At 62.8% G+C, this 24,532-nt stretch carries 22 protein-coding genes; 14 read left to right on the top strand and 8 right to left on the bottom strand.

What is annotated here, in order from left to right; translation table 11 throughout:
* Position 1: 1 nt before the first annotated feature.
* A complete protein-coding gene (locus tag IFT76_RS15875; RefSeq protein ID WP_192059242.1) occupies positions 2-658 on the bottom strand; it encodes an HAD hydrolase-like protein in 657 nt (218 codons plus the stop codon).
* A 4-nt stretch (positions 659-662) separates the two neighbouring features.
* A complete protein-coding gene (locus tag IFT76_RS15870) occupies positions 663-1,208 on the bottom strand; it encodes a gamma carbonic anhydrase family protein (protein ID WP_192059240.1) in 546 nt (181 codons plus the stop codon).
* A gap of 92 nt (positions 1,209-1,300) precedes the next feature.
* Between IFT76_RS15870 and prlC the strand changes: the two genes are divergently transcribed.
* The 6 genes from prlC to IFT76_RS15840 all read left to right on the top strand — a co-directional run bounded on the left by prlC (position 1,301) and on the right by IFT76_RS15840 (position 9,900).
* Complete coding sequence (gene prlC / locus IFT76_RS15865; RefSeq protein ID WP_192059238.1) at positions 1,301-3,349, top strand: oligopeptidase A; 2,049 nt, start codon at positions 1,301-1,303, stop codon at positions 3,347-3,349.
* A complete protein-coding gene (locus tag IFT76_RS15860; protein WP_043191945.1) occupies positions 3,346-3,603 on the top strand; it encodes a YheV family putative zinc ribbon protein in 258 nt (85 codons plus the stop codon). Before prlC ends, IFT76_RS15860 begins: the two co-directional genes overlap by 4 nt.
* 120 nt (positions 3,604-3,723) lie before the next feature.
* Positions 3,724-5,793, top strand: a complete 2,070-nt coding sequence (locus tag IFT76_RS15855) for a M3 family metallopeptidase (protein WP_192059236.1) — start codon at positions 3,724-3,726, stop codon at positions 5,791-5,793.
* A 252-nt stretch (positions 5,794-6,045) separates the two neighbouring features.
* A complete protein-coding gene (locus IFT76_RS15850; RefSeq protein WP_192059234.1) occupies positions 6,046-6,789 on the top strand; it encodes a gluconate 2-dehydrogenase subunit 3 family protein in 744 nt (247 codons plus the stop codon).
* A gap of 1 nt (position 6,790) precedes the next feature.
* Positions 6,791-8,575 (top strand): GMC family oxidoreductase, encoded by a 1,785-nt coding sequence (locus IFT76_RS15845; protein WP_192059232.1) that lies wholly within the window; start codon positions 6,791-6,793, stop codon positions 8,573-8,575.
* An 11-nt stretch (positions 8,576-8,586) separates the two neighbouring features.
* Positions 8,587-9,900, top strand: coding sequence for a c-type cytochrome (locus IFT76_RS15840; RefSeq protein WP_192059230.1), 1,314 nt, complete (start codon positions 8,587-8,589; stop codon positions 9,898-9,900).
* A gap of 201 nt (positions 9,901-10,101) precedes the next feature.
* Here the strand turns inward: IFT76_RS15840 and IFT76_RS15835 are convergent, their stop codons facing one another.
* Entirely contained in the window at positions 10,102-10,788 is a 687-nt protein-coding gene (locus IFT76_RS15835) for a FadR/GntR family transcriptional regulator (RefSeq protein WP_185794595.1), read from the bottom strand.
* Positions 10,789-11,055: 267 nt separating this feature from the next.
* Here IFT76_RS15835 and IFT76_RS15830 point away from each other — a divergent pair, with 267 nt between their 5' ends.
* From IFT76_RS15830 to IFT76_RS15815, 4 genes are all read left to right on the top strand, one after another.
* Positions 11,056-12,402, top strand: coding sequence for an MFS transporter (locus IFT76_RS15830; protein ID WP_446731035.1), 1,347 nt, complete (start codon positions 11,056-11,058; stop codon positions 12,400-12,402).
* A 93-nt stretch (positions 12,403-12,495) separates the two neighbouring features.
* Positions 12,496-13,830: a glucarate dehydratase gene (gene gudD / locus IFT76_RS15825; protein ID WP_244647050.1), complete on the top strand. Its 1,335-nt coding sequence runs from the start codon at positions 12,496-12,498 to the stop codon at positions 13,828-13,830.
* Between the two features lie 407 nt (positions 13,831-14,237).
* Positions 14,238-14,945: a carbonic anhydrase gene (locus IFT76_RS15820; RefSeq protein ID WP_043191935.1), complete on the top strand. Its 708-nt coding sequence runs from the start codon at positions 14,238-14,240 to the stop codon at positions 14,943-14,945.
* A 186-nt stretch (positions 14,946-15,131) separates the two neighbouring features.
* Entirely contained in the window at positions 15,132-16,661 is a 1,530-nt protein-coding gene (locus IFT76_RS15815) for a SulP family inorganic anion transporter (protein ID WP_122480085.1), read from the top strand.
* Positions 16,662-16,726: 65 nt separating this feature from the next.
* Here the strand turns inward: IFT76_RS15815 and IFT76_RS15810 are convergent, their stop codons facing one another.
* Positions 16,727-17,374, bottom strand: a complete 648-nt coding sequence (locus tag IFT76_RS15810) for a hypothetical protein (protein WP_192055216.1) — start codon at positions 17,372-17,374, stop codon at positions 16,727-16,729.
* Between the two features lie 174 nt (positions 17,375-17,548).
* On the opposite strand from IFT76_RS15810, the gene IFT76_RS15805 reads away from it, so the two are divergent.
* The gene (locus IFT76_RS15805) at positions 17,549-18,181 is read left to right on the top strand and encodes an SCO family protein (protein WP_192059229.1); all 633 of its coding nucleotides are present in this window, start codon (positions 17,549-17,551) and stop codon (positions 18,179-18,181) included.
* A gap of 28 nt (positions 18,182-18,209) precedes the next feature.
* Here the strand turns inward: IFT76_RS15805 and IFT76_RS15800 are convergent, their stop codons facing one another.
* From IFT76_RS15800 to IFT76_RS15790, 3 genes are all read right to left on the bottom strand, one after another.
* Positions 18,210-18,983: a MetQ/NlpA family ABC transporter substrate-binding protein gene (locus tag IFT76_RS15800; RefSeq protein ID WP_122480088.1), complete on the bottom strand. Its 774-nt coding sequence runs from the start codon at positions 18,981-18,983 to the stop codon at positions 18,210-18,212.
* Positions 18,984-19,059: 76 nt separating this feature from the next.
* Positions 19,060-19,731 carry a methionine ABC transporter permease gene (locus IFT76_RS15795; protein WP_122480089.1) on the bottom strand — a complete coding sequence of 224 codons (672 nt, stop codon included), beginning with the start codon at positions 19,729-19,731 and terminating at the stop codon, positions 19,060-19,062.
* Positions 19,731-20,738, bottom strand: coding sequence for a methionine ABC transporter ATP-binding protein (locus IFT76_RS15790; protein ID WP_192055222.1), 1,008 nt, complete (start codon positions 20,736-20,738; stop codon positions 19,731-19,733). The genes IFT76_RS15795 and IFT76_RS15790 overlap by 1 nt, the downstream gene beginning before the upstream one ends.
* Before the next feature lie 283 nt (positions 20,739-21,021).
* Here IFT76_RS15790 and katE point away from each other — a divergent pair, with 283 nt between their 5' ends.
* Positions 21,022-23,160: a catalase HPII gene (gene katE / locus IFT76_RS15785; RefSeq protein ID WP_192059227.1), complete on the top strand. Its 2,139-nt coding sequence runs from the start codon at positions 21,022-21,024 to the stop codon at positions 23,158-23,160.
* Here katE and IFT76_RS15780 read toward each other — a convergent pair.
* Positions 23,157-23,864: a PA5502 family lipoprotein gene (locus IFT76_RS15780; protein ID WP_192059225.1), complete on the bottom strand. Its 708-nt coding sequence runs from the start codon at positions 23,862-23,864 to the stop codon at positions 23,157-23,159. The two genes, katE and IFT76_RS15780, sit on opposite strands and share 4 nt — an antisense overlap.
* A 182-nt stretch (positions 23,865-24,046) precedes the next feature.
* Between IFT76_RS15780 and relB the strand changes: the two genes are divergently transcribed.
* Positions 24,047-24,274 carry a type II toxin-antitoxin system RelB family antitoxin gene (gene relB, locus IFT76_RS15775; RefSeq protein ID WP_192059223.1) on the top strand — a complete coding sequence of 76 codons (228 nt, stop codon included), beginning with the start codon at positions 24,047-24,049 and terminating at the stop codon, positions 24,272-24,274.
* Complete coding sequence (locus tag IFT76_RS15770) at positions 24,258-24,524, top strand: type II toxin-antitoxin system RelE family toxin (protein WP_192059222.1); 267 nt, start codon at positions 24,258-24,260, stop codon at positions 24,522-24,524. The genes relB and IFT76_RS15770 overlap by 17 nt, the downstream gene beginning before the upstream one ends.
* Positions 24,525-24,532 lie beyond the last annotated feature (8 nt).

Below are 24,532 nucleotides of genomic sequence, written 5' to 3'. Positions count from 1 at the left end.
ATCATCCCGCGCCTTGCAAAAACGCCTCATGCAGCGCCTGCAACGTGTCGAAATGATACGTCGGATTTTCCAGGACCAGCTCTTCCCGCGAGCCGAACCCATAGCCCACCGCCGCGCAATCCAGGCCATTGAGGCGGGCGCCTATCAGGTCATGCTTGCGGTCGCCGATCATCAAGGTCTGCGTCGGCTGCAGCCCTTCCTGCTCGAGGATATGAGCGATCAGTTGCACCTTGTCGGTTCGCGTGCCGTCGAGCTCGCTGCCGTAGATGACCTTGAAGTGCCTGGCGAAATCGAAATGGCGGGCGATTTCCCGGGCGAACTCCCAGGGTTTGGACGTGGCGATGTACAAATGCCGGCCCTGCGCCTGCAATGTTTCGAGCAGCGCGATGACACCGGCGAAGATCTGGTTTTCGTACAGGCCCGTGACGCGGAAACGCTCGCGGTAGTAATTCACTGCCTGCCAGGCGCGGGCTTCGTCGAAACCATAGGCATGCATGAACTGCTCCAGCAGGGGTGGGCCAATGAAATGCTCCAGGTTGCGCAGGTCGGGTTCGTCTATGCCCAGTTTGGCCAAGGCATACTGGATGGAGCGGGTAATGCCCTCGCGCGGGTCGGTCAGGGTGCCGTCGAGGTCGAACAGAATGTTTTGATAATGCACGGAATCAGTCCTTGTCGAAGCCTTCGGCCAGGTGTTGGTCCTTGAGCTTCACGTAGTTGCCTGCGGTGTAGGTGAAGAACGCGCGTTCCTTGTCGGTCAGTGGCCGGGCCTGGCGGGCCGGGCTGCCCACATACAGGAAGCCGCTCTGCAGACGTTTGCCCGGTGCTACCAGGCTGCCGGCGCCGATGATCACGTCGTCTTCCACCACCGCGCCGTCCATGACGGTACTGCCCATGCCGACCAGAATGCGATTGCCCAGGGTGCAGCCGTGGAGCATGACTTTGTGTCCAATGGTGACATCATCGCCGATCAGCAACGGAAAACCGTCCGGATTGAACGGGCCGGCATGGGTGATGTGCAGCACACTGGCATCCTGCACGCTGGTGCGCTTGCCGATGCGGATGCGGTGCATGTCTGCGCGCACCACGGTCAGCGGCCAGATCGAACTATCGGCGCCGATCTCGACGTCGCCGATGACCACCGCCGAGCGGTCGACGAAGGCGCGTTCGCCAAGGCGCGGCGTATGCTGCTGGAATGTGCGAATAGCCACGATAGGCATCCTCTGTGTTGTTGATAGCTGCGGTGAATCGCAATTGTAATTAAGATGTCCCAGTGTTTCTTCAATAGCCAAGGTGTTTAACCGTGAGCGCGAATCCCCTTCTGCAGTCCTACGACCTGCCGCCGTTCTCGGCGATCCGTGCCGAGCACGTACAACCTGCGATTGAACAGATCCTGGCCGACAACCGCGCGGCCATTGCCCACATTCTGCAAACCCAGGGCAGCCAGCCTACCTGGGCCGGCCTGGTGCTGGCCATGGACGAGCTGAACGACCGCCTGGGCGCCGCCTGGAGCCCGGTCAGCCACCTCAATGCCGTGTGCAACAGTGCCGAACTGCGCCAGGCCTATGAAGCGTGCCTGCCAGCGCTCAGTGCCTACTCCACCGAGCTGGGCCAGAACCGCGAACTGTTCCAGGCTTTCGAAACCCTGGCCAACAGCCCTGAAGCTGCGAACTTCGACGTTGCCCAGAAAACCATTCTGGAGCACTCGCTGCGCGATTTCCGCCTGTCTGGTATCGATTTGCCGGTGGATCAGCAGCAGCGCTACGCACAGGTACAGAGCAAGCTCTCGGAACTGGGCAGCCGTTTCTCCAACCAGCTGCTCGATGCCACCCAGGCCTGGACCAAGCATGTTACCGACGAAGCGGCCCTGGCCGGGCTGACCGACTCGGCCAAGGCGCAGATGGCTGCGGCGGCGCAGGCCAAGGGCCTGGACGGCTGGCTGATCAGCCTCGAGTTCCCCAGCTACTACGCGGTCATGACCTACGCTCACGACCGTGCCCTGCGTGAAGAACTCTACGCGGCCTACTGCACCCGCGCGTCGGACCAAGGCCCCAATGCTGGCCAGAACGACAACACGCCGGTGATGCGCGAGATCCTCGACCTGCGCCAGGAGCTGGCGCAGCTGCTGGGCTACGCCAGCTATTCGGAGTTGAGCCTGGCCACCAAGATGGCCGAATCGACCGATCAGGTGTTGACCTTCCTGCGTGATCTGGCTCAGCGCAGCAAGCCGTTCGCGGCCCAGGATCTGGAACAGCTCAAGGCCTACGCCGCCGAACAGGGTTGTGCCGACCTGCAAAGCTGGGACAGCGGCTTCTATGGCGAAAAGCTGCGCGAACAGCGCTACAGCGTTTCCCAAGAGGCGCTGCGCGCCTACTTCCCCATCGACAAGGTGCTGGGCGGCCTGTTCGCCATCGTGCAGCGCCTGTACGGCATCGAGATCGCCGAGCAGAAAGGGTTCGACACCTGGCACCCCGACGTACGCCTGTTCGAGATCAAGGAAAACGGCCAGCACGTGGGCCGCTTCTTCTTCGATCTCTATGCGCGCGCCAACAAGCGCGGCGGCGCCTGGATGGACGGCGCGCGCGACCGGCGTCGCACCGAGGCCGGCGAGTTGCAGAGCCCGGTGGCCAATCTGGTGTGCAATTTCACCCCGGCCGATGCCGGCAAGCCCGCGCTGTTGACCCACGATGAAGTCACCACCCTGTTCCACGAGTTCGGCCATGGCCTGCACCACCTGCTGACGCGGGTCGAGCATGTGGGCGTCTCGGGTATCAACGGCGTGGCGTGGGACGCAGTCGAGTTGCCCAGCCAGTTCATGGAAAACTGGTGCTGGGAACCCGAAGGCCTGGCCCTGATTTCGGGTCACTACGAAACCGGCGAGCCATTGCCCCAGGACCTGCTGGAGAAGATGCTGGCGGCGAAGAACTTCCAGTCCGGCTTGATGATGGTCCGGCAGATCGAGTTCTCGCTGTTCGACTTCGAGTTGCATGCCTCCCACGGCGACGGCCGCAGCGTGATGGAAGTGCTCGACGGTGTCCGCGACGAGGTTTCGGTCATGCGTCCACCGGCCTACAACCGCTTTCCCAACAGCTTCGCGCACATCTTCGCCGGCGGCTACGCGGCCGGTTACTACAGCTACAAGTGGGCCGAAGTGCTGTCGGCCGACGCGTTCAGCAAGTTCGAGGAAGACGGCGTGCTCAACGCCGACACTGGCCGCGCGTTCCGCGAAGCCATTCTGGCCTGTGGTGGGTCGCAGGCACCGATGGTGCTGTTCGTCGACTTTCGCGGTCGCGAGCCCTCCATCGATGCGCTGCTGCGCCACAGCGGGTTGAGCGAGGAAGCGGCAGCATGATCACCAAGAAACGCTTCATCGCCGGGGCCGTCTGCCCGGCGTGCAGCGAGCCGGACAAGCTGATGATGTGGAGCGTCGACGAAGTCCCGCATCGCGAGTGCGTGGCCTGTGGCTACAGCGACACGCTGAACGCGCAGGGCCAGTCGGTGCCCAGCGAGCTGGGCACGCGGGTCAACAAGGTCGCCGTCAAGGTTGCCCGGCCCACGTCGCAACCGGTGCAGTTCTTTCCCAACCCCAAGCTCAAGAAGCCTTGAGCCAGGCGTGCCGCCGACTTGCCGCAAGGGCAGGCCGACGGCAATAGCCGGCTACCACGTCATGCTTCGTTCCCGTTCCTAGACTGGCGCGCCACTCAGGCGTCATTCAAGGAATCGAACATGACCGCTGCGCACCTCGCTGCACTCCCCGCCCTGCTTGCCGAAAACCCCCTGCTGGGCCATCACGATGTGATCCCCTACCACTTGATCAGGGCCGAACACGTCGAGCCGGCGATCGAGCATGTGATCCAGACCAACCTCCGGCAGCTGGCGCAATTGCTCCCCGAGCAGCTCGCGGCACCTACATGGGAAGGCTTGGTCAAGCCATTGGAAGACATGCACCAACGCCTGCTGGCGGTGCTGCAGCCCGAACAATTGCTCAGTCGCCATCACCATCTCGCGGTGATCGACGCCTATGCGCGCTGTCGCAAACGAGTACAGGCCTATGAATTGGCCATCAAGCACAACCGTACCGTGCATGCTGTGCTGCAGCTGTTGCAGCAGAGCCCGCAGGCGCTCGATTTCGATCCGACCCAGCAGGCTGCATTGAACCATGCGTTGCGTGCTTCGCGCCTGGCCGGGGTAGGCACACAGCCGTCGATCCAGAAGCGCATTGGGCGTCTGCAGATGGAGCTGGCCGGGTTGTACCAAACCTTTGCCGACAACCTGAGTGCAGCCAGCGAAGCCGGGGCCCTGGCGTTCGACAACGAAACCGCCCTGGCAGGCATTGCTCCCGCGGTACTTGCCAGCATGGCGCTATGCGCGCGCGAGGCCGGCCAGTCGGGCTGGCGGCTGCCACTGGAGCTGCCGCTGGTGCTGGCGGTATTGAGCCAGGCTCATGACCGCGCGCTGCGCGAGCAGGTTTACCGCGCCTTCTACACCCAGGCTTCGGAGCAAGGCCCGCAGGCCGGAACCTATGACAATGGACCGGTGCTGCAACGCATCCTTGCCGCCCGCGCCGAGCTGGCCGAAGCGGGTGGCTATCGCAGCTATGCCTCGCTGGCCCAGGCCACGCGCATGTTCGACGAGGCCGCGGACGTGGAGCAGCTCTTGCTGCAATTGATCGACAAGGTCCGCCCTGCGGCGCAGGCGGAGTTCGCCCCGCTGCAGGAACTGGCCGCGCTGTTCGGAGTGCCGGCGCCGCAGCCCTGGGACTGCAATTACTATCAGGAGAAATACCTGCAGATCCATCATGGGGTGACAGAGCTCAAGGTGCGTGAGTACTTTCCCGTGCAGGCGGTGCTCGATGGGCTGCAGCGTCTGCTCGAGCAGCTGTTCGACGTGCAGTGGCTGCAATGCCCGCCAGCACCGCGCCAGCCTGCATCGGTGCACCTGATTCAACTCAGCGAGCAGGGACAGGTTCTGGGCCATATCTACCTGGACCTGCACACTCGGCCGAAGAAACGCGCGGGTGCCTGGATGGAAGCCCTGCGTGACCGCCACCGTTTCGCCGATGGTCGGCTGCAGCTGCCCATCGCCCACGTGGGGTGTGATTTCGCCGCCGACACGCCAGCGTTTCCCTGCCTGCTGAGCCTGGGCGACATCCAGACGTTCTTCCACGAGCTGGGGCATGCGCTGCACCATGTACTGACCCGCATCGACCATGGCAGCGTCTCTGGCATCAAGGGCGTGGCCGAAGATGCGGTGGAATTGCCCAGCGGCGTGTTCGAGCACTGGGCCATGCAGCCTGAAGTTCTGCAATCGATGTCGCGACATCACCGGACCGGCGAAGCCATCGGTACCGCCTTCGTCGAGCGGGCGCTCGCCGCCCAGGCGCGCTTTCGTGCCCAAGCCCTGCTGTGGCAACTCGAATACGCTCTGGTCGACTATCGCCTGCACAGCCACAGCGACACCCTGTCGGCGCAGCAGATTGGCGAACAGGTGTTGGAGCAGACGCAGATCGTCCGTCATCCGCCCTATGTTCGTTGGCTCAACACTTTCGCCCATCTGTTCACCGGTGCCGACTACGCCGCCGGGTACTACAGCTATGTCTGGGCGCAGGTGCTGGCCGCTCATCTGTTCGCCCGCTTCAAGCGTGAGGGGCTGTTCTCGAGTCAGGTCGGCGGGGATTTCGAACGTTTGATTCTGGCATCGGGAGGGACGCGACCTTTTGCGGAACTGGTCGAGAGCTTCGCTGGCAGCGAGCCGGGTATCGAAGCGCTGCTGCTCGATCTGAGCATCAAGACGTGAGCCGTTCGGGCAACGACAGAGGTGAAGACTGAGCACAGGTAGGCTGAAACCGGTTTCATTTGCCGTCACAAATGGATACATTTATCGGCTGAACCGTCAGGGCGGCATTTTGCCGCGCCTGGCTTCGTGCCGAATGTGTCGCGTCTGCGCCTTCAACAAAGCACCACCCGCCTCCGGCCGCGTGGTGCAACGAACACGTACCGCTGGGCTGCGCATCGATAAAACCGTATCGAACAGCTGATGGGAACCTTGATGTCCGAGCAAGAAAACAACCCGCGCCGGGATTTTCTGCGCAAAACCCTGACCCTCATTCCGGTGGTGACCGTTGCCAGCAGTGGCCTGGGCGTCGCTGCCCTGACTGCCAATGCCAATGCCGATACTCGCTCGCCAGCGCCAGCGCCAGCCCCCGCGCCTGCCGCCGACTACCAGCCGTCATTTTTCACCGCTGAAGAATGGGCGTTCGTCCAAGCCGCAGTGGCTCGCTTGATTCCGGCGGACGATCTGGGCCCCGGTGCTCTGGAAGCCGGAGCGGCGGAATTCATCGACCGTCAGATGAACACGCCCTACGCCACCGGCGCGCTGTGGTACATGCAGGGTCCGTTCGTCACCGACGCCGCGCCGCAAATGGGCTATCAGCTGCAGTTGGTGCCACAGCAGATCTATCGCTTGGGCATCGCTGCCACGGACACCTGGTGCAAGGCTCAATCAGGCAAAAGCTTTGCCGAGCAAGACAGCGCTACCCAGGAGCGTATTCTCAGCAAGATCGAAGCAGGCGAGCTGGTTTTCGAGGAATTGCCGGCCACGGCATTTTTCAGTCTGATGCTGCAGAACACCCGCGAAGGCTTCTTCTGCGATCCGGTGCATGGCGGCAACAAAGGCATGGTCGGCTGGACGCAGATCGGTTTTCCCGGCGCACGCGCCGATTTCATGGACTGGGTGGAACGCAACGAACAATACCCTTTCCCGGCAGTGTCGATTCGCGGCGAGAGGGCCTGACATGGCAACGGTAATGAAGAAGGTCGACGCGGTCATCGTCGGGTTCGGCTGGACCGGCGCGATCATGGCCAAGGAGCTCACCGAGGCGGGCCTCAACGTGGTCGCGCTGGAGCGCGGCCCGATGCAGGACACCTACCCCGACGGCAGTTATCCACAGGTGATCGACGAGCTGACCTACAGCGTGCGCAAGAAGCTGTTCCAGGACATCTCCAAGGAAACCGTGACCATCCGTCACAGCGTCAACGACGTCGCCCTGCCCAACCGTCAGTTGGGTGCGTTTCTGCCAGGCAAAGGCGTCGGCGGTGCCGGCCTGCATTGGTCCGGCGTGCATTTCCGGGTCGATCCCATCGAGCTGCGCATGCGCAGCCACTACGAAGAGCGCTACGGCAAGCAGTTCATTCCCAAGGACATGACCATCCAGGATTTCGGCGTCAGCTATGAAGAGCTGGAACCGTTCTTCGATTTTGCCGAAAAAGTCTTCGGCACCTCGGGTCAGGCCTGGACGGTGAACGGGGTGCGTGTCGGCGAAGGCAAGGGTGGCAACCCGTATGCCCCGGATCGTTCCAACCCTTTCCCGCTGGCCTCGCAGAAGAACACCGTGTCGGCGCAGCTGTTCCAGAAGGCTGCGGCCGAGGTCGGTTACAAGCCGTACAACCTGCCCTCGGCCAATACCTCGGGGCCGTATACCAACCCCTATGGTGCGCAGATGGGCCCCTGCAACTTCTGCGGCTTCTGCAGCGGCTATGTCTGCTACATGTATTCCAAGGCGTCACCGAACGTGAACATTCTGCCGGCGTTGCGTCAGGTCGACACCTTCGAGCTGCGCACCAATGCCCACGTGCTGCGGGTCAACCTGGACAGCAGCAAGCGCAAGGCAACCGGGGTGACCTACGTCGATGCCCAGGGCCGTGAGGTCGAGCAACCGGCGGACCTGGTGATCCTCGCAGCCTTCCAGTTCAACAACGTGCGCTTGATGCTGCTCTCCGGCATCGGCCAGCCTTACGACCCCAAGACCGGCGAAGGTGTGGTCGGCAAGAATTTCGCCTATCAGAACATGGCCACCATCAAGGCTTTCTTCGACAAGGACACCCACACCAACAACTTCATCGGTGCCGGTGGCAACGGCGTGGCGTTCGACGACTTCAACGCCGACAACTTCGACCATGGCCCCCATGGCTTCGTCGGCGGCTCGCCGATGTGGGTCAACCAGGCCGGCAGCCGGCCCATCGCCGGCACGGCCAATCCACCCGGTACGCCTGCCTGGGGCAGTGCCTGGAAGAAGGCCACTGCCGACTACTACACCCATCAGGTGTCGATGGATGCCCACGGCGCCCATCAGTCCTATCGCGGCAACTACCTGGACCTGGACCCGGTGTACCGCGATGCCTATGGCCTGCCGTTGCTGCGCATGACCTTCGACTGGCAGGAAAACGACATCAAGATGAACCGCTTCATGGTCGAGAAAATGAGCAAGGTCGCCCAGGCCATGAACCCCAAGGCCATTGCCCTGCTCGGCAAGATGGTCGGCGAGCATTTCAACACTGCCTCCTACCAGACCACCCACCTCAACGGCGGCGCGATCATGGGCACCGACCCCAAGACCAGCGCGATCAACCGCTATCTGCAGTGCTGGGATGTGCCTAACGTGTTCGTTCCAGGCGCCTCGGCCTTTCCTCAGGGCCTTGGCTACAACCCCACTGGCTTGGTGGCGGCATTGACCTACTGGTCGGCGCGGGCCATTCGCGAGCAGTACCTGAAGAACCCCGGCCCGCTGGTGCAGGCATAAGGAGCGCAGAGATGAACGTTATCCAGATCGCTGCGTTGACCTTGCTGGCCTGCCTGTCGACCAGTCTGCCGGCCTGGGCCGCCGAGCCCGACGACGCCCTGATCGAGCAGGGTCGCTACCTGGCCCGTGCCGGTGATTGCGTGGCTTGCCATACCGCCAAGGGCGGTGCGCCATTCGCGGGTGGACTGGGCATGGAAACCCCGATCGGCACGGTCTACTCGACCAATATCACGCCGCACGGCGACGGCATCGGCAATTACAGTTTCGACGACTTCGACAAGGCCGTGCGCCACGGTATCGGCAAGAACGGCAGCAGCCTGTACCCGGCCATGCCCTACCCGTCGTATGCGCGGGTCAGCGATGCCGACATGCAGGCCCTGTATGCCTACTTCATGAAGGGTGTGGCGCCGGTGGCCGAGCCGAACAAGGCCACCGACATTCCCTGGCCGTTGAGCATGCGCTGGCCGTTGGCGATCTGGCGTGGTCTGTTCGCGCCCAAGGTCAGTGCCTATCAGCCACCGCCGGGCTCGGATCCGGTGATCAGCCGCGGCGCCTATCTGGTCGAAGGGCTCGGGCACTGCGGCGCCTGCCATACGCCGCGGGCGATCACCATGCAGGAGAAGGCCCTCAGCGCCGCCGACAGCGCCGACTTCCTGGCTGGCAGCGCACCGCTCGAAGGCTGGATCGCCAAGAGCCTGCGCGGCGATCACAAGGACGGCCTGGGCAGCTGGAGCGAAGAGCAACTGGTGCAGTTTCTCAAGACCGGCCGCAGCGACCGCAGCGCGGTGTTCGGCGGCATGAGCGACGTGGTCGAGCACAGCATGCAGTACATGAGCCATGAAGACCTGACCGCAATTGCCCGCTACCTGAAGACGCTTCCGGCAGTGGACCGGGCCGACAAGCCGCATGAATACGATGCGCGCGTGGCCGATGCGCTGTGGAAGGGCGACGACAGCAAGGTCGGCGCCGGGCTGTACATCGACAACTGCGCAGCCTGTCATCGGACCGATGGCCAGGGCTATACCCGGGTGTTCCCGGCCTTGGCCGGCAACCCGGTGCTGCAGACCGAGGATGCCAGTTCGTTGATCCATATCGTACTGGCCGGGGGCACGTTGCCAGCGACGCACACGGCGCCGTCGACGTTCACCATGCCTGCCTTCGCCTGGCGCCTGTCCGACCAGGAAGTGGCCGACGTGGTGAACTTCATCCGCACCAGCTGGGGCAATCAGGGCTCGGCGGTGTCGGCCAGCGACGTCAAGCAGATGCGCGGTGACGACATGAAACACACTTCCGGCGATGACCTGGGCCAGTCCACCAGCCATTGATCGAGGCAGCCGGCCTCTTCGCGGGCAGAGGGCTCGCTCCCACAGGTATGTGAATGGGTGACCATCCTTGTGGGAGCGGGTCTCTGCCCGCGAAAGGGCCTCACTGACACCCTTCAGTAAAAAGGCGTTCTACTCCTGTGGGAGCGGGTCTCTGCCCGCGAAGAGGCCCTCACCGAAACCCTTCAGTAAAAGGCCTTCCCTTCAATCGGCATTGAAACGATCACGGCTGTTGCTCAAATGCAGCCACATCGCCGCCCGCGCGGCGTCGGCATCCTGCTTGCGAATGGCCTGGTAGATCGCTTCATGCTCGAGGTTCGCCAACTGCCCCAGCTGGGACAGATCGGCATCGCCCTTCTCCAGCGCGTTGAGCCGAGTGCGCGGAATCATCGCATCGCCCAGGTGCTGCATGATGTCGGTGAAATACGTATTGCCGGTCGCCTCGGCAATCAGCAGGTGAAAGCGTTTGTCTTCCTCCACGCAACTGTCGTTGTTGGCCAGCGAGCGTTGATAGTCATCCAGCGCCTTGCGCATGCGTTCCAGTTGAGCGTCGCTGCGACGCTTGGCCGCCAAAGCCGCCGCCTGGGTTTCCAGGCCCAGGCGCAATTCCAGGATGCCGCGTACGCTGAGCGCCGTATCGACGTTCAAGCGCAGGCCATGGGCCGGCTCGCGCTGCAACACGAAGGTGCCGACGCCATGCCGGGCCTCCACCAGCCCGGACGCCTGCAAGCGTGACAAGGCTTCGCGCACCACGGTCCTGCTGACCCCGTGCTCTGCCACGATGGCGCCCTCCGACGGCAGTTTGGCCCCTGGCGCCAAGGTGCCCAGGCGGATCTGCTGGCTCAAGGCCTCGACCAGCACATGGGCCAGGCTGTTGGGTCGCTTGGACATCGATGAGCCCCCCTCGAGGAAAAATCCGATCATACCTTGGGTGTATCACTCAGGCATTGCACCGGGCCCGGTACGGGTTTCGCGGAATGACCATCGACATCGCCACCTGCCCGCCCAAGATGTATGACAACGACGGATGGCATGCTTAAAGCCTGCATAAGCGTTGAGTTTTAATGATGCTGAGTTGTATGATGTCTGCCGACCGAGCGCACAGCTGCCGATCGATCCACACACTACCCGCATAAAAACAATCAGTGGGAGATTTGAATTGTGAGCAATTCAAACGTTGCAACCGGCGATGCCGTCCTGGCCCGCGCCGTCTCGAAAGTGAAGCGTCACGTACTTCCGCTGTTCGTCATCATGTTTATCGTCAACTACATCGATCGGGTCAACATCGGCTTCGTGCGCACGCACCTGGAGCATGACCTGGGCATCGGTGCGGCAGCCTACGGATTCGGCGCCGGATTGTTCTTCATCGGCTATGCCCTGTTCGAAGTGCCGTCCAACATGCTGTTGCAGAAAGTCGGCGCACGGGTCTGGCTGACGCGGATCATGTTCACCTGGGGCATCGTCGCGACGATGATGGCGTTCATTCAGAACGAAACCCATTTCTACATCCTGCGCTTTCTGCTGGGGATCGCCGAAGCCGGTTTCTTCCCGGGAGTGATCTACTACTTCACCCGCTGGTTGCCTGGGGTCGAGCGTGGCAAGGCGATTGCCATCTTCCTCAGCGGTTCGGCCCTGGCCTCGCTGATTTCCGGACCACTGGCCGGTGCCCTGTTGCAGATCGAAGGGCTGGGCATGCACGGCTGGCAGTGGATGTTCCTGATCGAAGGCCTGGCCTCGGTGCTGTTGTGCTTCTTCGTCTGGTTCTGGCTGGATTCCAAGGTTCACGACGCCAAATGGCTGACCCAGGAAGAGAAAGACACGCTGGTGGGCGAGATTGACCGCGAACAGCGCGAACGTGATGCCATGCACACCGTCAAGCCTACCTTGGGCACCCTGCTCAGGGATCGCCAGATCCTGCTGTTCTGCCTGATCTACTTCTGCATCCAGCTGACCATCTATGCGGCGACCTTCTGGCTGCCCAGCATCATCAAGAAAATGGGCGGCCTGGACGACCTGCAGGTGGGCTTCCTCAATTCCATACCCTGGCTGATCTCGATCATTGCCATGTACGGCTTCGCGGCCCTGTCCGGCAAGTTCAAGTTCCAGCAGGCATGGGTGGCCACGGCCTTGCTGATCGCCGCCGCCGGGATGTTCATGTCGACTACCGGTGGGCCGGTGTTCGCCTTCGTCGCCGTGTGTTTCGCCGCGATCGGTTTCAAGTCGGCCTCGTCGCTGTTCTGGCCGATTCCCCAGGCGTACCTGGATGCACGCATCGCAGCGGCGGTGATCGCCCTGGTCAACTCGGTGGGCAACCTGGGTGGCTTCGTCGCACCGGCCACCTTCGGCTTTCTGGAGCAGAGCACGGGCTCCATTCAGGGCGGGCTGTACGGCCTGGCCGGTACCTCGGTGCTGGCCGCGATCGTGGTGTTCTTCGCGCGTACCCAGCCCAAGCCCGGCAAGCCTGCCAATGGCCTGGCCGAACCCGCGCAGGCCCGGCCGCTGTGACGGGCACGCCGGCCTGCACTGTTTTCGCCAGGCCCATGCGGCGCCTGGCGTGGATTCAATGACAAGGACAACAACATGGAGAAGGAAAACAATATGACCGCGCACAACGCTCCTGTCGTCACCAGCCTGCAAGTCATCCCGGTTGCCGGGCACGACAGCATGCTGCTCAATCTCAGCGGCGCCCACGGCCCGTTCTTCACCCGCAACATCGTGATTCTCAAGGACAGTGCGGGTAACACCGGGGTTGGCGAGGTGCCTGGGGGCGAGCGCATTCGTGAAACCCTGGAAGACGCCCGCAGCCTGGTGGTGGGCCAGCCCATCGGCCAGTACCAGCAAATCCTCAACCGCATGCGCACCACCTTCGCCGCCCGTGACAGCGCCGGGCGGGGCCTGCAGACCTTCGACCTGCGCATCACCATCCATGCCGTGACGGCCATGGAAGCGGCCCTGCTCGACCTGCTCGGGCAGTTCCTCGAGGTGCCGGTGGCGGCGCTGCTGGGTGAAGGCCAGCAGCGCGACGCCGTGAAGATGCTGGGCTACCTGTTCTACGTCGGTGATCGTGGTCAGACCGACCTGGCCTACCGCAGCGAGCCGGACGCCGGCGACGACTGGAGCCGCCTGCGCCATGAAAAGGCAATGACCCCCGAGGCGGTAGTGCGATTGGCCGAAGCGGCCAAGGCCAAGTACGGCTTCAATGACTTCAAGCTCAAGGGTGGCGTGCTGCGCGGTGCCGAGGAGATCGAGGCGGTGACGGCACTGGCCGAGCGCTTCCCCGAGGCGCGCATCACCCTGGACCCCAACGGTGCCTGGTCATTGAAGGAGGCGATCGGCCTGTGCCGTGACCAGCACCATGTACTGGCCTACGCCGAGGACCCATGCGGCGCGGAGAACGGCTACTCGGGGCGTGAAGTCATGGCCGAGTTCCGCCGTGCCACGGGCCTGCCCACCGCCACCAACATGATTGCCACCGATTGGCGCGAGATGGGTCATGCCATCCAGCTGCAGTCGGTGGACATCCCGCTGGCCGACCCACATTTCTGGACCATGCAGGGGTCGGTGCGGGTGGCGCAGATGTGCAACGACTGGGGGCTGACCTGGGGCTCGCACTCCAACAACCACTTCGACATTTCCCTGGCCATGTTCACCCAGGTGGCGGCTGCGGCGCCGGGTGAGATCACCGCGATCGACACGCACTGGATCTGGCAGGACGGCCAGCGTCTGACCAAAGAGCCGCTGCAGATCGTCGATGGCTTCGTTAAGGTGCCGGCCAAACCGGGCCTGGGCGTGGACATCGACATGGACGAAGTGGCCAAGGCCCACGAGCTGTACAAGGCCAAGGGCCTCGGCGCGCGCGATGACGGCATCGCCATGCAATACCTGATCTCGGGTTGGCAGTTCGACAACAAGCGTCCCTGCCTGGTGCGTTGAACCGCCAGCTGCACCGTATGCCCTCATGACGCGGCTTGCGCCGCTGCTACAGCCGACACCGGAGCGGCTTGCACCGTGGTTGCGGATCGCATGATCCCTGTAGCAGCGGCGCGAGCCGCGTCGGCGGTCCATGTGGTGCATCTGGGAGAACGCGGTGACGCCTGACGCGGCTCGCGCCGCTGCTACAGGGACCGCGTGCTCCTGTAACACCGTTCATCGTCTCGACAACCCTCATCCCCGCGCAATAGACGCCTCGATTCAGGTTCAGTTAAGTTTTCACCGGTAGGGTTAGTGACAAATGACTCACGAGTCATAATCCTGTGTGAATCGTCTCATCCAGCCATGAGCTGTGGGAATTTTTACCCGGTAAACTGGGAACCATCTCAAATCCAGCAAGAGGATGAATCATGAGCGACAAGGATCCTACACCGAGCCATGCCGATACGGCTGAAGCCTCCCTGAAGCAGATCGTCGACGGCTTCCTGCATTTCCATCATGACGTCTTCCCCCAGCAACAGGAATTGTTCAAGAAGCTTGCCACTGCGCAAGCGCCACGGGCCATGTTCATCACCTGTGCCGACTCGCGAATCGTCCCTGAACTGATCACCCAAAGCTCCCCCGGCGACCTGTTCGTCACCCGCAACGTCGGTAACGTCGTACCGCCCTACGGGCAAATGAACGGCGGCGTTTCCACAGCGCTGGAATACGCCATCCTGGCGCTGGGCGTGCAGCACGTCATCGTCTGCGGCCACTCCGACTGTGGCGCCATGCGTGCCGTGCTCAACCCGGCTTCGCTGGAAAAGATGCCAACGGTCAAGGCCTGGCTGCGCCATTCGGAAGTGGCCCGCACGGTCGTCGAAGACAACTGCAACTGCGCCAACGAAGCCGAAAGCATGAAAGTGCTGACCGAAGAAAACGTTATTTCCCAGCTGCAGCACCTGCGCACGCACCCATCGGTAGCCTCGCGCATGGCCAGCGGCCAGTTGTTCATCCACGGTTGGATCTACAACATCGAAACCAGCGAGATCAAGGCCTACGACGCCGAACAGGACTGCTTCCGTCCCCTCGACAGAATGACCACGACCCCGAGCGCGACGCCCAAGGGCCGGTTCTAGGTAGCCGCGTCATTCGTATGACAGGGCCCGCCTGGCCGTAATCTGTCGACAGCACACCTCATCGTTCGCTTGCCGAATCCACCTGTACCCAGCCGCGTTGGCTGGGCCGCAGGGGATTGGGCAGGCACGCTGCTGCCTGTCGAAAAGTGCGGCCCGGCTCGCCTGAATGCTTGCAGGAGATTGAACGTGAATATTGCACAGATGAAAGCAGTGTTGCCGCGCGAGTTGCTCGCCTCGGTCGTGGTGTTTCTGGTTGCGCTGCCGTTGTGCATGGGTATCGCCATCGCCTCGGGAATGCCGCCTTCCAAAGGCCTGATCACCGGCATCATCGGCGGTATCGTGGTCGGATTCCTGGCCGGGTCGCCGTTGCAGGTCAGTGGTCCCGCCGCCGGCCTGGCGGTGTTGGTCTTCGAGCTGGTTCGCCAGCATGGCATGGCCATGCTCGGGCCGATCCTGCTGCTGGCCGGCCTGCTGCAACTGTTGGCCGGGCGCTTCAAGCTCGGCTGCTGGTTCCGCGTCACCGCACCGGCAGTGGTCTACGGCATGCTCGCCGGCATCGGCGTACTGATCGTGCTGTCCCAGGTGCATGTAATGCTCGACCGGGCGCCGCAACCCTCGGGCTTGAGCAACCTGATCGAATTTCCCGCCGTGGTCGGCCAGGCCATCCCCAGCATCGGTGGCGGGCTGGGCTGGCAGGCTGGCTTGCTGGGCCTGCTGACCATTGCCGTGATGTATGCGTGGGAAAAGCTGCGCCCGCAAAAACTGCGCTTCGTGCCCGGTGCCTTGCTCGGTGTAGGCCTGGCGACGGGCCTCAGCCTGTTCTTCGCGATGCCGGTCAAGCGTGTCGAAGTGCCGGCGAACCTGGCGGAAGCCATCGACTGGCTGCGCCCGGCAGACCTGCTCAACCTGGCCGATCCTGCCCTGCTCATCGCCGCGATCGCCGTGGCCTTCATCGCCAGTGCCGAAACCCTGCTCTCGGCAGCAGCGGTCGACCGCATGCACAACGGCCAGCGTTCGGATTTCGACCGCGAGCTGTCGGCACAAGGTGTAGGCAACATGCTCTGCGGCATTCTGGGCGCGCTGCCCATGACCGGCGTGATCGTGCGCAGCTCGGCCAATGTCCAGGCCGGCGCACAGACACGCATGTCGGCGATCCTGCACGGTGTCTGGCTGCTGGGGTTCGTGGTTCTGCTGTCCAGCCTGCTGCAAAGCATCCCGGTCGCTAGCCTGGCGGGCGTGCTGGTCTTCACCGGCGTCAAGCTGGTCGACTTCAAGGCCTTCAAGGGCCTGGGCCGCTACGGCCGGATGCCGATGTTCACCTACGCGGCCACGGCGCTGGCAATCGTCTTCACCGACCTGCTCACCGGTGTGCTGCTGGGTTTCGCCCTGACCTTGCTGAAGCTGGCCTTCAAGGCGGCACGTCTGAAGATCACCCTGATCGACCAGGCACCGGGTGAAGTGGAACTGCGCATGGTGGGCTCGGCGACCTTTCTCAAGGTACCGGCCCTGACCAAGGCCCTGGCGAGCATTCCGGAGGGTACGACCGTGCATGTGCCACTGGCCGGGTTGAACTACATCGACCACTCATGCCTGGAGCTGCTGGAAGACTGGGGTCGGGCCAACCAGAGCAAGGGCTCGCGGATGGTCATCGAAAGCCGCGGGCTGAAGCGGCGTATCGAGGGTCGGCTGCGCACCACGGCAGGCTTCGGCAGCTAGCACGACCGCGCAGACCGGCTGCACGGGGCCTGGCGACGACCGCTCGCCAGGCCCCGTGCAGGCCCTCAGGAACTGGCTGAGTTCAGGTCCAGGCCAATACCCAGGCGCCGCGACATGCACGGCCATTGCTGCCACGCCGCGCCGGTTTCAGGGCTGATCAGCTTGTCGCGATAGGCCAGCACCGACGGCAGCTCGAAGCGCTCGTCACAGAGCATCTGAGCCATCGAGTGATGCACGACTTCATCCAGCTGGTTGGCGAACGTTTCACCGATCAACTGGTGAGCGATCAGGTTGGCCACGGTCATGTCCAGCGGTATCAGTGGCTGGCCCAGGTGGCGGATGTACAGGTCGTTCACTTCCTCGACCAGGCGATGCGCCAGGTAGGCTTCGTCGAGCAGGCCATCCAGCCCCTCCTGGCCGGCCACAATTCCGGGCGGACGCAGAAAATACTCCTCGGCTATCTTCAGTACCGGTTTGATCTGCGACTCGATTCCGGCCTTGCCGGCGACTTCGCTGGCCGCATCGAGCAACTGCGGGACTTCCTCGATGTAGGCGCTGACGAAGCGCCACAAAGCGACACCACCGCCCTCGGCCAGGTCGATGGCCGGGTGCAGCTGCGGCAACTGTTTTTCCAGGCGTTGATGCAGGTGGCCGGTAGCGGCCTCGTGTTCGGTTGCACGTTGAATCTGCTCGCGCAATGCGGCGGTGTTCATGAAGGCTCCAGGCGAGTGTCACGCAAGTGAAGTGGGAACGATAGCTGGCCCATCGGGAAGGCTAAGACGCATTTGTCATAATCAGGACACATTTCATAACGGCGCTTGACCACTACCCTCGCTGCGGCTCGCCTGATAACGTCGCCTCCTCCAACGTCTCTCGATCCCAGGCCCATGACCCGAACGCAGAAAATCGTGTTTACCCTTGCCGGCGCCCTTGCCCTGCTGATCGGGCTGAGCGTTCATCAACTGCTCAGTGGACAGCGTCAACCCGACCGCGCCGGGCTGGTCGATGCGGGCATCATCCTGTTGGCGCAAAGCCGCGCGATGCCTGCCCTGCACATGACCGACGAGAACGGATCGGTGGTCGACCTGACCCGGCTGCAGGGTAAATGGTCGCTGCTGTTCTTCGGCTACACGTTCTGCCCGGATATCTGCCCCACCACGCTGGCCAACCTGCGCGATGTGCAGAACCAGCTACCGGACGCCACGCGCGAGCGCCTGCAAGTGGTGCTGATCAGCGTCGACCCGCACCGCGACACGCCCGAGCGGCTCAAGCAATACCTGGGTTATTTCAAGGCGGGATTCCAGGGGTGGGTGGCGCCGGTCGACACTCTGCAGACACTGGCCAGGGCCATCAGCATTCCATTCATCGCGGCCGACACGCGCAAGCCCAATTACCTGGTGGAGCACAGTGCCAACCTGGCGTTGATCGGGCCGGATGGGCGCCAACGTGGGTTCATCCGCGGGCCGATCGACAATGCCAAGATGATCGCCCAGCTTCCAGGGCTGGTCGCGGGCGATTGAGGGACGCGCGAGTCAAGCCGTCACGGGCTTAGAAGGCCGGCAATACTGCACCCTTGTACTTCTCGGTGATGAATTGCTTGAGCTCGGGGCTGTGCAGCGCGGCTGCCAGCTTCTGCATGGCCGGCGCATCCTTGTTGTCGGGGCGTGCCACCAGGATGTTCACGTACGGCGAATCGCTGCCTTCGATGAACAGCGCGTCCTTGGACGGATCCAGCTTGGCTTCCAGGGCATAGTTGGTGTTGATCAGGGCCAGGTCGACCTGGGTCAGCACGCGCGGGATGGTCGCTGCCTCCAGCTCGCGGATCTTTAAGCCCTTGGGGTTCTCGACGATGTCCTTGGTGGTCGCCAGGATGTTGCTCTGGTCCTTGAGGCGGATCAGCCCGTACTTCTGCAACAGCAGCAGCGCGCGGCCGCCGTTGGTGGCGTCGTTGGGCACCACTACGTTGGCGCCGTTGCCCAGCTCGTCGAGGGTCTTGATCTTGCTGGAATAGGCGCCCAGCGGCTCCAGATGGACGCCGGTCACGGCGACCAGGTCGGTACCCTTGCCCTTGTTGAACTCATCCAGGTAAGGCTGGTGCTGGAAGAAGTTGGCGTCCATGGCTTTCTGCGCCACCTGGACGTTGGGCTGGATGTAGTCGGTGAACACCTTGATGTTGAGGTCCACGCCCTGTTCGGCCAGCTGCGGTTTGACGAACTCGAGAATCTCCGCGTGAGGCACTGCAGTGGCTGCCACGCTCAGGGTTTCGTTGGCTTGGACGGACAGTGCAGCGACGGCGGCCATGGCGGCCAGTAGTCTTTTCATCTTCGGTTTCCTTGTCGGCCCCTGCGGGCCTGACTGTGAACTATTTACCAGGCATGAATGAGGTGCGAGGCATGAATCATTTGCGCGAGAAATGCACGACCAGACGGTCGCCGAGCATCTGCAGCAATTGGACCATCAGAATCAGAATGATCACCGTGACGTACATCACGTTGTCCTGAAAGCGCTGGTAGCCGTAGCGAATCGCCAGGTCGCCCAGGCCTCCGGCGCCCACCACACCGGCCATCGCGGTGTAGGACACCAAAGTGATGGTCGTCACGGTGATGGCCGCGATGATCCCCGGCATGGCCTCGGGCACCAGCGCCCGGGTGATGATCTGCCGCGTCGTGGCGCCCATGGCCTGGGTCGCCTCGATGATGCCGCGGTCGACCTCGCGCAGGGCGGTTTCAACCAGGCGGGCAAAGAATGGCACGGTGCCGATGACCAATGGCGGAATTGCACCGGCCACCCCCAGCGAGGTGCCTACCAACACCACCGTGGCCGGGATGAGCAAGATGATCAGGATGATGAACGGCAGCGAGCGGACCACGTTGACGATGAACGAAAGCACCGCGTACAAGCGTGGCTTTTCGAACATCTGCCGTGGGCTGGTGAGGAACAGCACGACACCCAGCGGCAGCCCCAGCAGGATGGTGAACAGCAGCGAGGTGCCGAGCATCACCAGCGTATCCAGGGTGGCCTGCCAGATTTCGCTCCAGTCGACACTGGCGAAGAAGTTGATCAGGTCCATCAGCGCAGCACCTCCATGTGAACGTCGGCTGCGGTGAAGCGAGCGAAGGCCGCTTCCATGTCGCCGCCCGTGATAGCCAAGGTCAACTGGCCATAGGGGGTATCCTTGATGCGGTCGATACGACCGGCCAGGATGCTGTAGTCGACACCGGTCTCGCGTGCCACCGTGCCCAGCAGCGGCGCATAGGTGGCCTCGCCCTGGAACGTCAGGCGCACGATCCGCCCCGCCACATGAGCGAAGTCGCTGCGCTGCTCGTTCTCGTCGACCTGCTCGTCTTCCTGGACGAAGCGACGCGTGGTTGGATGTTGCGGGTGCAGGAACACGTCGGCCACCGTGCCTTGCTCGACGATGCGCCCGGCGTCCATCACCGCGACCTGGTCGCAGACCCGGCGAATCACATCCATTTCATGGGTGATCAGCACGATGGTCAATTGCAGTTCGCGGTTGATCTCGGCCAGCAACTGCAATACCGAGGCCGTGGTCTGCGGGTCCAGCGCGCTGGTGGCCTCGTCGCAGAGCAGGATCTTCGGGTTGGTCGACAGGGCGCGGGCGATGCCGACGCGCTGCTTCTGTCCGCCCGATAGCTGCGCCGGGTATTTGCGTGCGTGGTCGGACAAGCCCACCCGCTCGAGCAACTGGGCCACGCGCTGGTCGATTTCCTTGCGCGACAGACGGCCGGCCAGGTTCAGCGGCATCGCCACGTTGTCGGCGACGGTCTTGGACGCCAGCAGATTGAAATGCTGGAAGATCATGCCGACCTGTTGCCGGAAACCGCGCAGGGCGTCGGCGTCGAAGGCAGTGACGTCTTCACCGTCGACGATGATGGTGCCGCCGCTGGGGTTCTCCAGACGGTTGATCAGGCGCAGCAGCGTGCTTTTGCCCGCGCCCGAGTGGCCGATGAGGCCGAACACCTGGCCTGCCGGCACCGTGAGCCGGGTGGGGTGCAGCGCGGGAATTTCCCTACCGGCCACGCGGTAGGTCTTGTGGACATCTTGGAACTCGATCACGTAGCGAACCTTGTGGGGCGCATGAATGGGGGCAGCGGGTAGCCGGGCGCGCATTTTAGCCCAGGCATCCCGTGGCATTTAGCATTTATTTTCGCGGCGACCTGCGATTTGGCAATAACGCGACTAAAGGCTCGCCCACCCACCGTTCGCGAAAAAAAAGGAACGTCCACGCAATTCGTCCGGTCACTTGCTGAGTATCCCTGGCCCATGCCTGCCGTGATCAGGTGAGGGTACTTATCAGAGTCCGTCCACGGACTGCCGTGAACCAAGGAGTTAAGGCCCGATGAGCAACAAGACCCCCCCTACCGGCAAGAGCGAAGCCGCTGGCACCGATACCCTGGATCGCCAGAACACCAACGCCAAGCTCGAATCGCTCGAGCAGTTCCGTGCCGATGGCACCGGACAGGCGCTGCGCACCAACCATGGCGTGAAAATCAGCGACAACCAGAACACCCTCAAGGCTGGCCCGCGCGGTCCGTCGCTGCTCGAAGACTTCATCATGCGTGAGAAGATCACGCACTTCGACCACGAACGCATCCCGGAGCGTATCGTCCACGCCCGCGGCACCGCGGCCCACGGTTTCTTCGAAACCTACGAAGACCACTCGGCGCTGACCAAGGCCGGCTTCCTGCGCGACCCGTCGAAAAAGACCCCGGTCTTCGTGCGCTTTTCCACCGTGCAGGGCCCGCGTGGCTCGGGCGACACCGTGCGCGACGTGCGTGGTTTTGCGGTCAAGCTGTACACCGACGAAGGCAACTTCGACCTGGTCGGCAACAACATGCCGATCTTCTTCATCCAGGACGCGATCAAGTTCCCCGACTTCGTCCACGCGGTGAAGCCTGAGCCGCACAACGAGATCCCGACCGGCGGCTCCGCCCACGACACCTTCTGGGACTTCGTCTCGTTGGTGCCTGAGTCGGCGCACATGGTGCTGTGGACCATGTCCGACCGCGCCATTCCGAAAAGCCTGCGCACCATGCAGGGCTTCGGTATCCATACCTTCCGCTTCGTCAATGGCGAGGGCAAAGGCACATTCGTCAAGTTCCACTGGAAGCCCAAGTTCGGTACCTGCTCGCTGGTCTGGGACGAGGCGCAGAAACTGGCCGGCAAGGACACCGATTTCCACCGCCGTGACCTGTGGGAATCCATCGAGATGGGCGACTACCCGGAATGGGAACTGGGCGTGCAGATCGTGCCGGAAGAAGACGAGCACAAGTTCGAATTCGACCTGCTCGACCCTACCAAGATCATTCCCGAAGAGTTGGTCCCGGTCACTCCACTGGGCCGCATGGTGCTGGATCGCAACCCGGACAACTACTTCGCCGAGACCGAACAGGTCGCGTTCTGCCCGGGCCACATCGTGCCTGGCATCGACTTCAGCAACGACCCACTGCTGCAGGGCCGTCTGTTCTCCTACACCGATACCCAGATCAGCCGCCTCGGTGGGCCGAACTTCCACGAGATCCCGATCAACCGCCCGATCGCGCCGAACCACAACGGTCAGCGTGATGCCCAGCATCGCACCCGTATCGACAAGGGCCGTGCTTCCTACGAGCCGAACTCGATCGACGGCGGCTGGCCGAAGGAAACCCCATCGGCACCCATCGACGGCGGCTTCGAGACCTATCCCGAGCGTGTCGATGCGCACAAGGTCCGCGAGCGCAGCGAATCGTTCTCCGACCACTTCTCCCAGGCCACGCTGTTCTTCAACAGCATGAGCCATGCCGAGAAAGAGCACATCATCGCGGCCTACAGCTTCGAGTTGGGCAAGGTCGAGCGCGAGTACATCCGTGCCCGTCAGGTCAACGAGATTCTGGCCAACATCGATCTGGAACTGGCTTCGCGCGTTGCGGCCAACCTGGGTCTGCCGGCGCCTACCAAGGGCACCGTATCGGTCAAGCCTTCCTCGCTGAAGGAATCGCCTGCGCTGAGCCAGATGAACCTGTTGTCCGGCGACATCAAGAGCCGCAAGGTCGCCATTCTGGTTGCCAACGGCGTGGACGGCAATGCAGTCGCTGCGCTGCAGAAGGCGCTCAAGGCCGAAGGCGCGCATGCCAAGGTGCTGGGCCCTACCAGCGCACCGGTCAAGACGGCCGATGGCAAGACCCTGGCCGTCGACGCTTCCCAGGAAGGCCTGCCTTCGGTGGCTTTCGATGCGGTGTGGGTGCCGGGCGGCGCCGATTCGATCAAGGCGCTGAGCGCCGATGGCGTGGCATTGCACTACCTGCTCGAGGCCTACAAGCACCTCAAGGCAATCTGTATCAGCAAGGATGGCAAGGCGCTGCTCGAAGCGCTGCGCCTGAAGGAAGATGCCGGGCTGCTGGTAGGTGACGATGACAGCACCATCAAGGCGTTCATCGCCGCCATCGCCAAGCACCGCGTGTGGGATCGCGAGCCGGCCGCCAAAGCCATTCCGGCTTAACGGCGCGGTATAAGCACCACTTGGGTCGGTTGTCCGTGGACCACACGGCGACCGACCTTCAGTTGCATCTCTGGCAACTGTTCGCTGACGCGCTGCTTGAGCAGCGCTTCCAGCCGGCGATATTCGCCCGGTTGGGCCACCTGAATGATCACATCGCATTGGTAATGAACGACGTCGGTTGCGATGTCGCGCATCTGCGCGCGCAGCTGCGGCGCGCTGTGCATCTTCAACGGCACCGCTGAAACGCTGGCGTTCGGATCCAGCACCAGGGCCTTGGGCCTGGCTTCGGCAGCTTTCAGGGCGGCTTCGGCTTTCTCCAGTTCAGACTTGCGCGCCTGGGCGATGGCGCCGTTGACGCCACCGGTGAGCGCCGGTGCCTGGGGCATCAGCACGCGGGCACGGCCCAGCGCAGTGGCGGCAGCGTTGACGTCACCTTTCTGCAGCATCACCTGGCTGCGCTGCAGGTAGGCTTCAGCCAGCTGCCGCTGCGCCTCGGTGAGGCGCGGGTCCTGCGGGGCCTGCGCCTGCAGCTTGACCAGTTGATCCTCGGCCGTGGCCAGTTCGCTGCTGGCAATGTTCGTTTCCAGCTGCTGCCAGGCATCCGGACCCGCATCAGCGGCGTGGTCGGCCGGTGAGGTCTGGCAAGCGGTCAACACCAGGGAAAGTGTGGCAAGTAGCAGGTAACGGGAGACGAACGGCTTCATTGCTACGACTCTCTATTTGCCCAAAAAACGGCCAAGTCTACACCGTGGGGATGTCGGCGAAAATATGGACGCCGAAAATCGCTAGAGCCACGACTCTTTGGCAGAAGCAAGCGGGGTCTGTGCCGTGTCCAGACACCGCTTTGTGATACAGTGAATACAGGTATTACACAGGAGCCCTCGACATGGCAACTTCCATTCGCCTTGCCCCTGAAACCGAGCAGCGTCTCGATTTCCTGGCGAGCAGCACTGGGCGGACCAAAGCCTATTACTTGCGTCAAATCATCGACAATGGCCTGAGTGACCTTGAGGACTACTATCTTGCGGCGGAAGTCTTGGAGCGGGTTCGCAAAGGTCGGGAAACCGTGCATTCGTCAGCGGACGTAAGGAAAGACCTTGGCCTGGACGATTGATTACACCGATACGGCCAGAACCCAGTTACGCAAACTCGACAAACAGACAGCCAGGCGAATCCTCGACTTCATGGACGAGCGCATTGGCGGTCGGGATGACCCGCGCAGCACGGGCAAAGCGCTGACGGGTCCGCTGGGCGGTTTGTGGCGATATCGGATTGGGGATTTCCGAGTGGTTTGCGATATCCAGGACGGAGCGCTGCGAGTGCTGGTCGTACAGCTGGGCAATCGACGCGAGGTGTACAGATAACAGCGACT

The sequence above is a fragment of the Pseudomonas sp. CFBP 13727 genome, from assembly GCF_014841915.1.
In the GTDB taxonomy this organism is placed as follows: domain Bacteria; phylum Pseudomonadota; class Gammaproteobacteria; order Pseudomonadales; family Pseudomonadaceae; genus Aquipseudomonas; species Aquipseudomonas baltica.
This window is presented reverse-complemented; position numbering and strand designations above follow the sequence as displayed.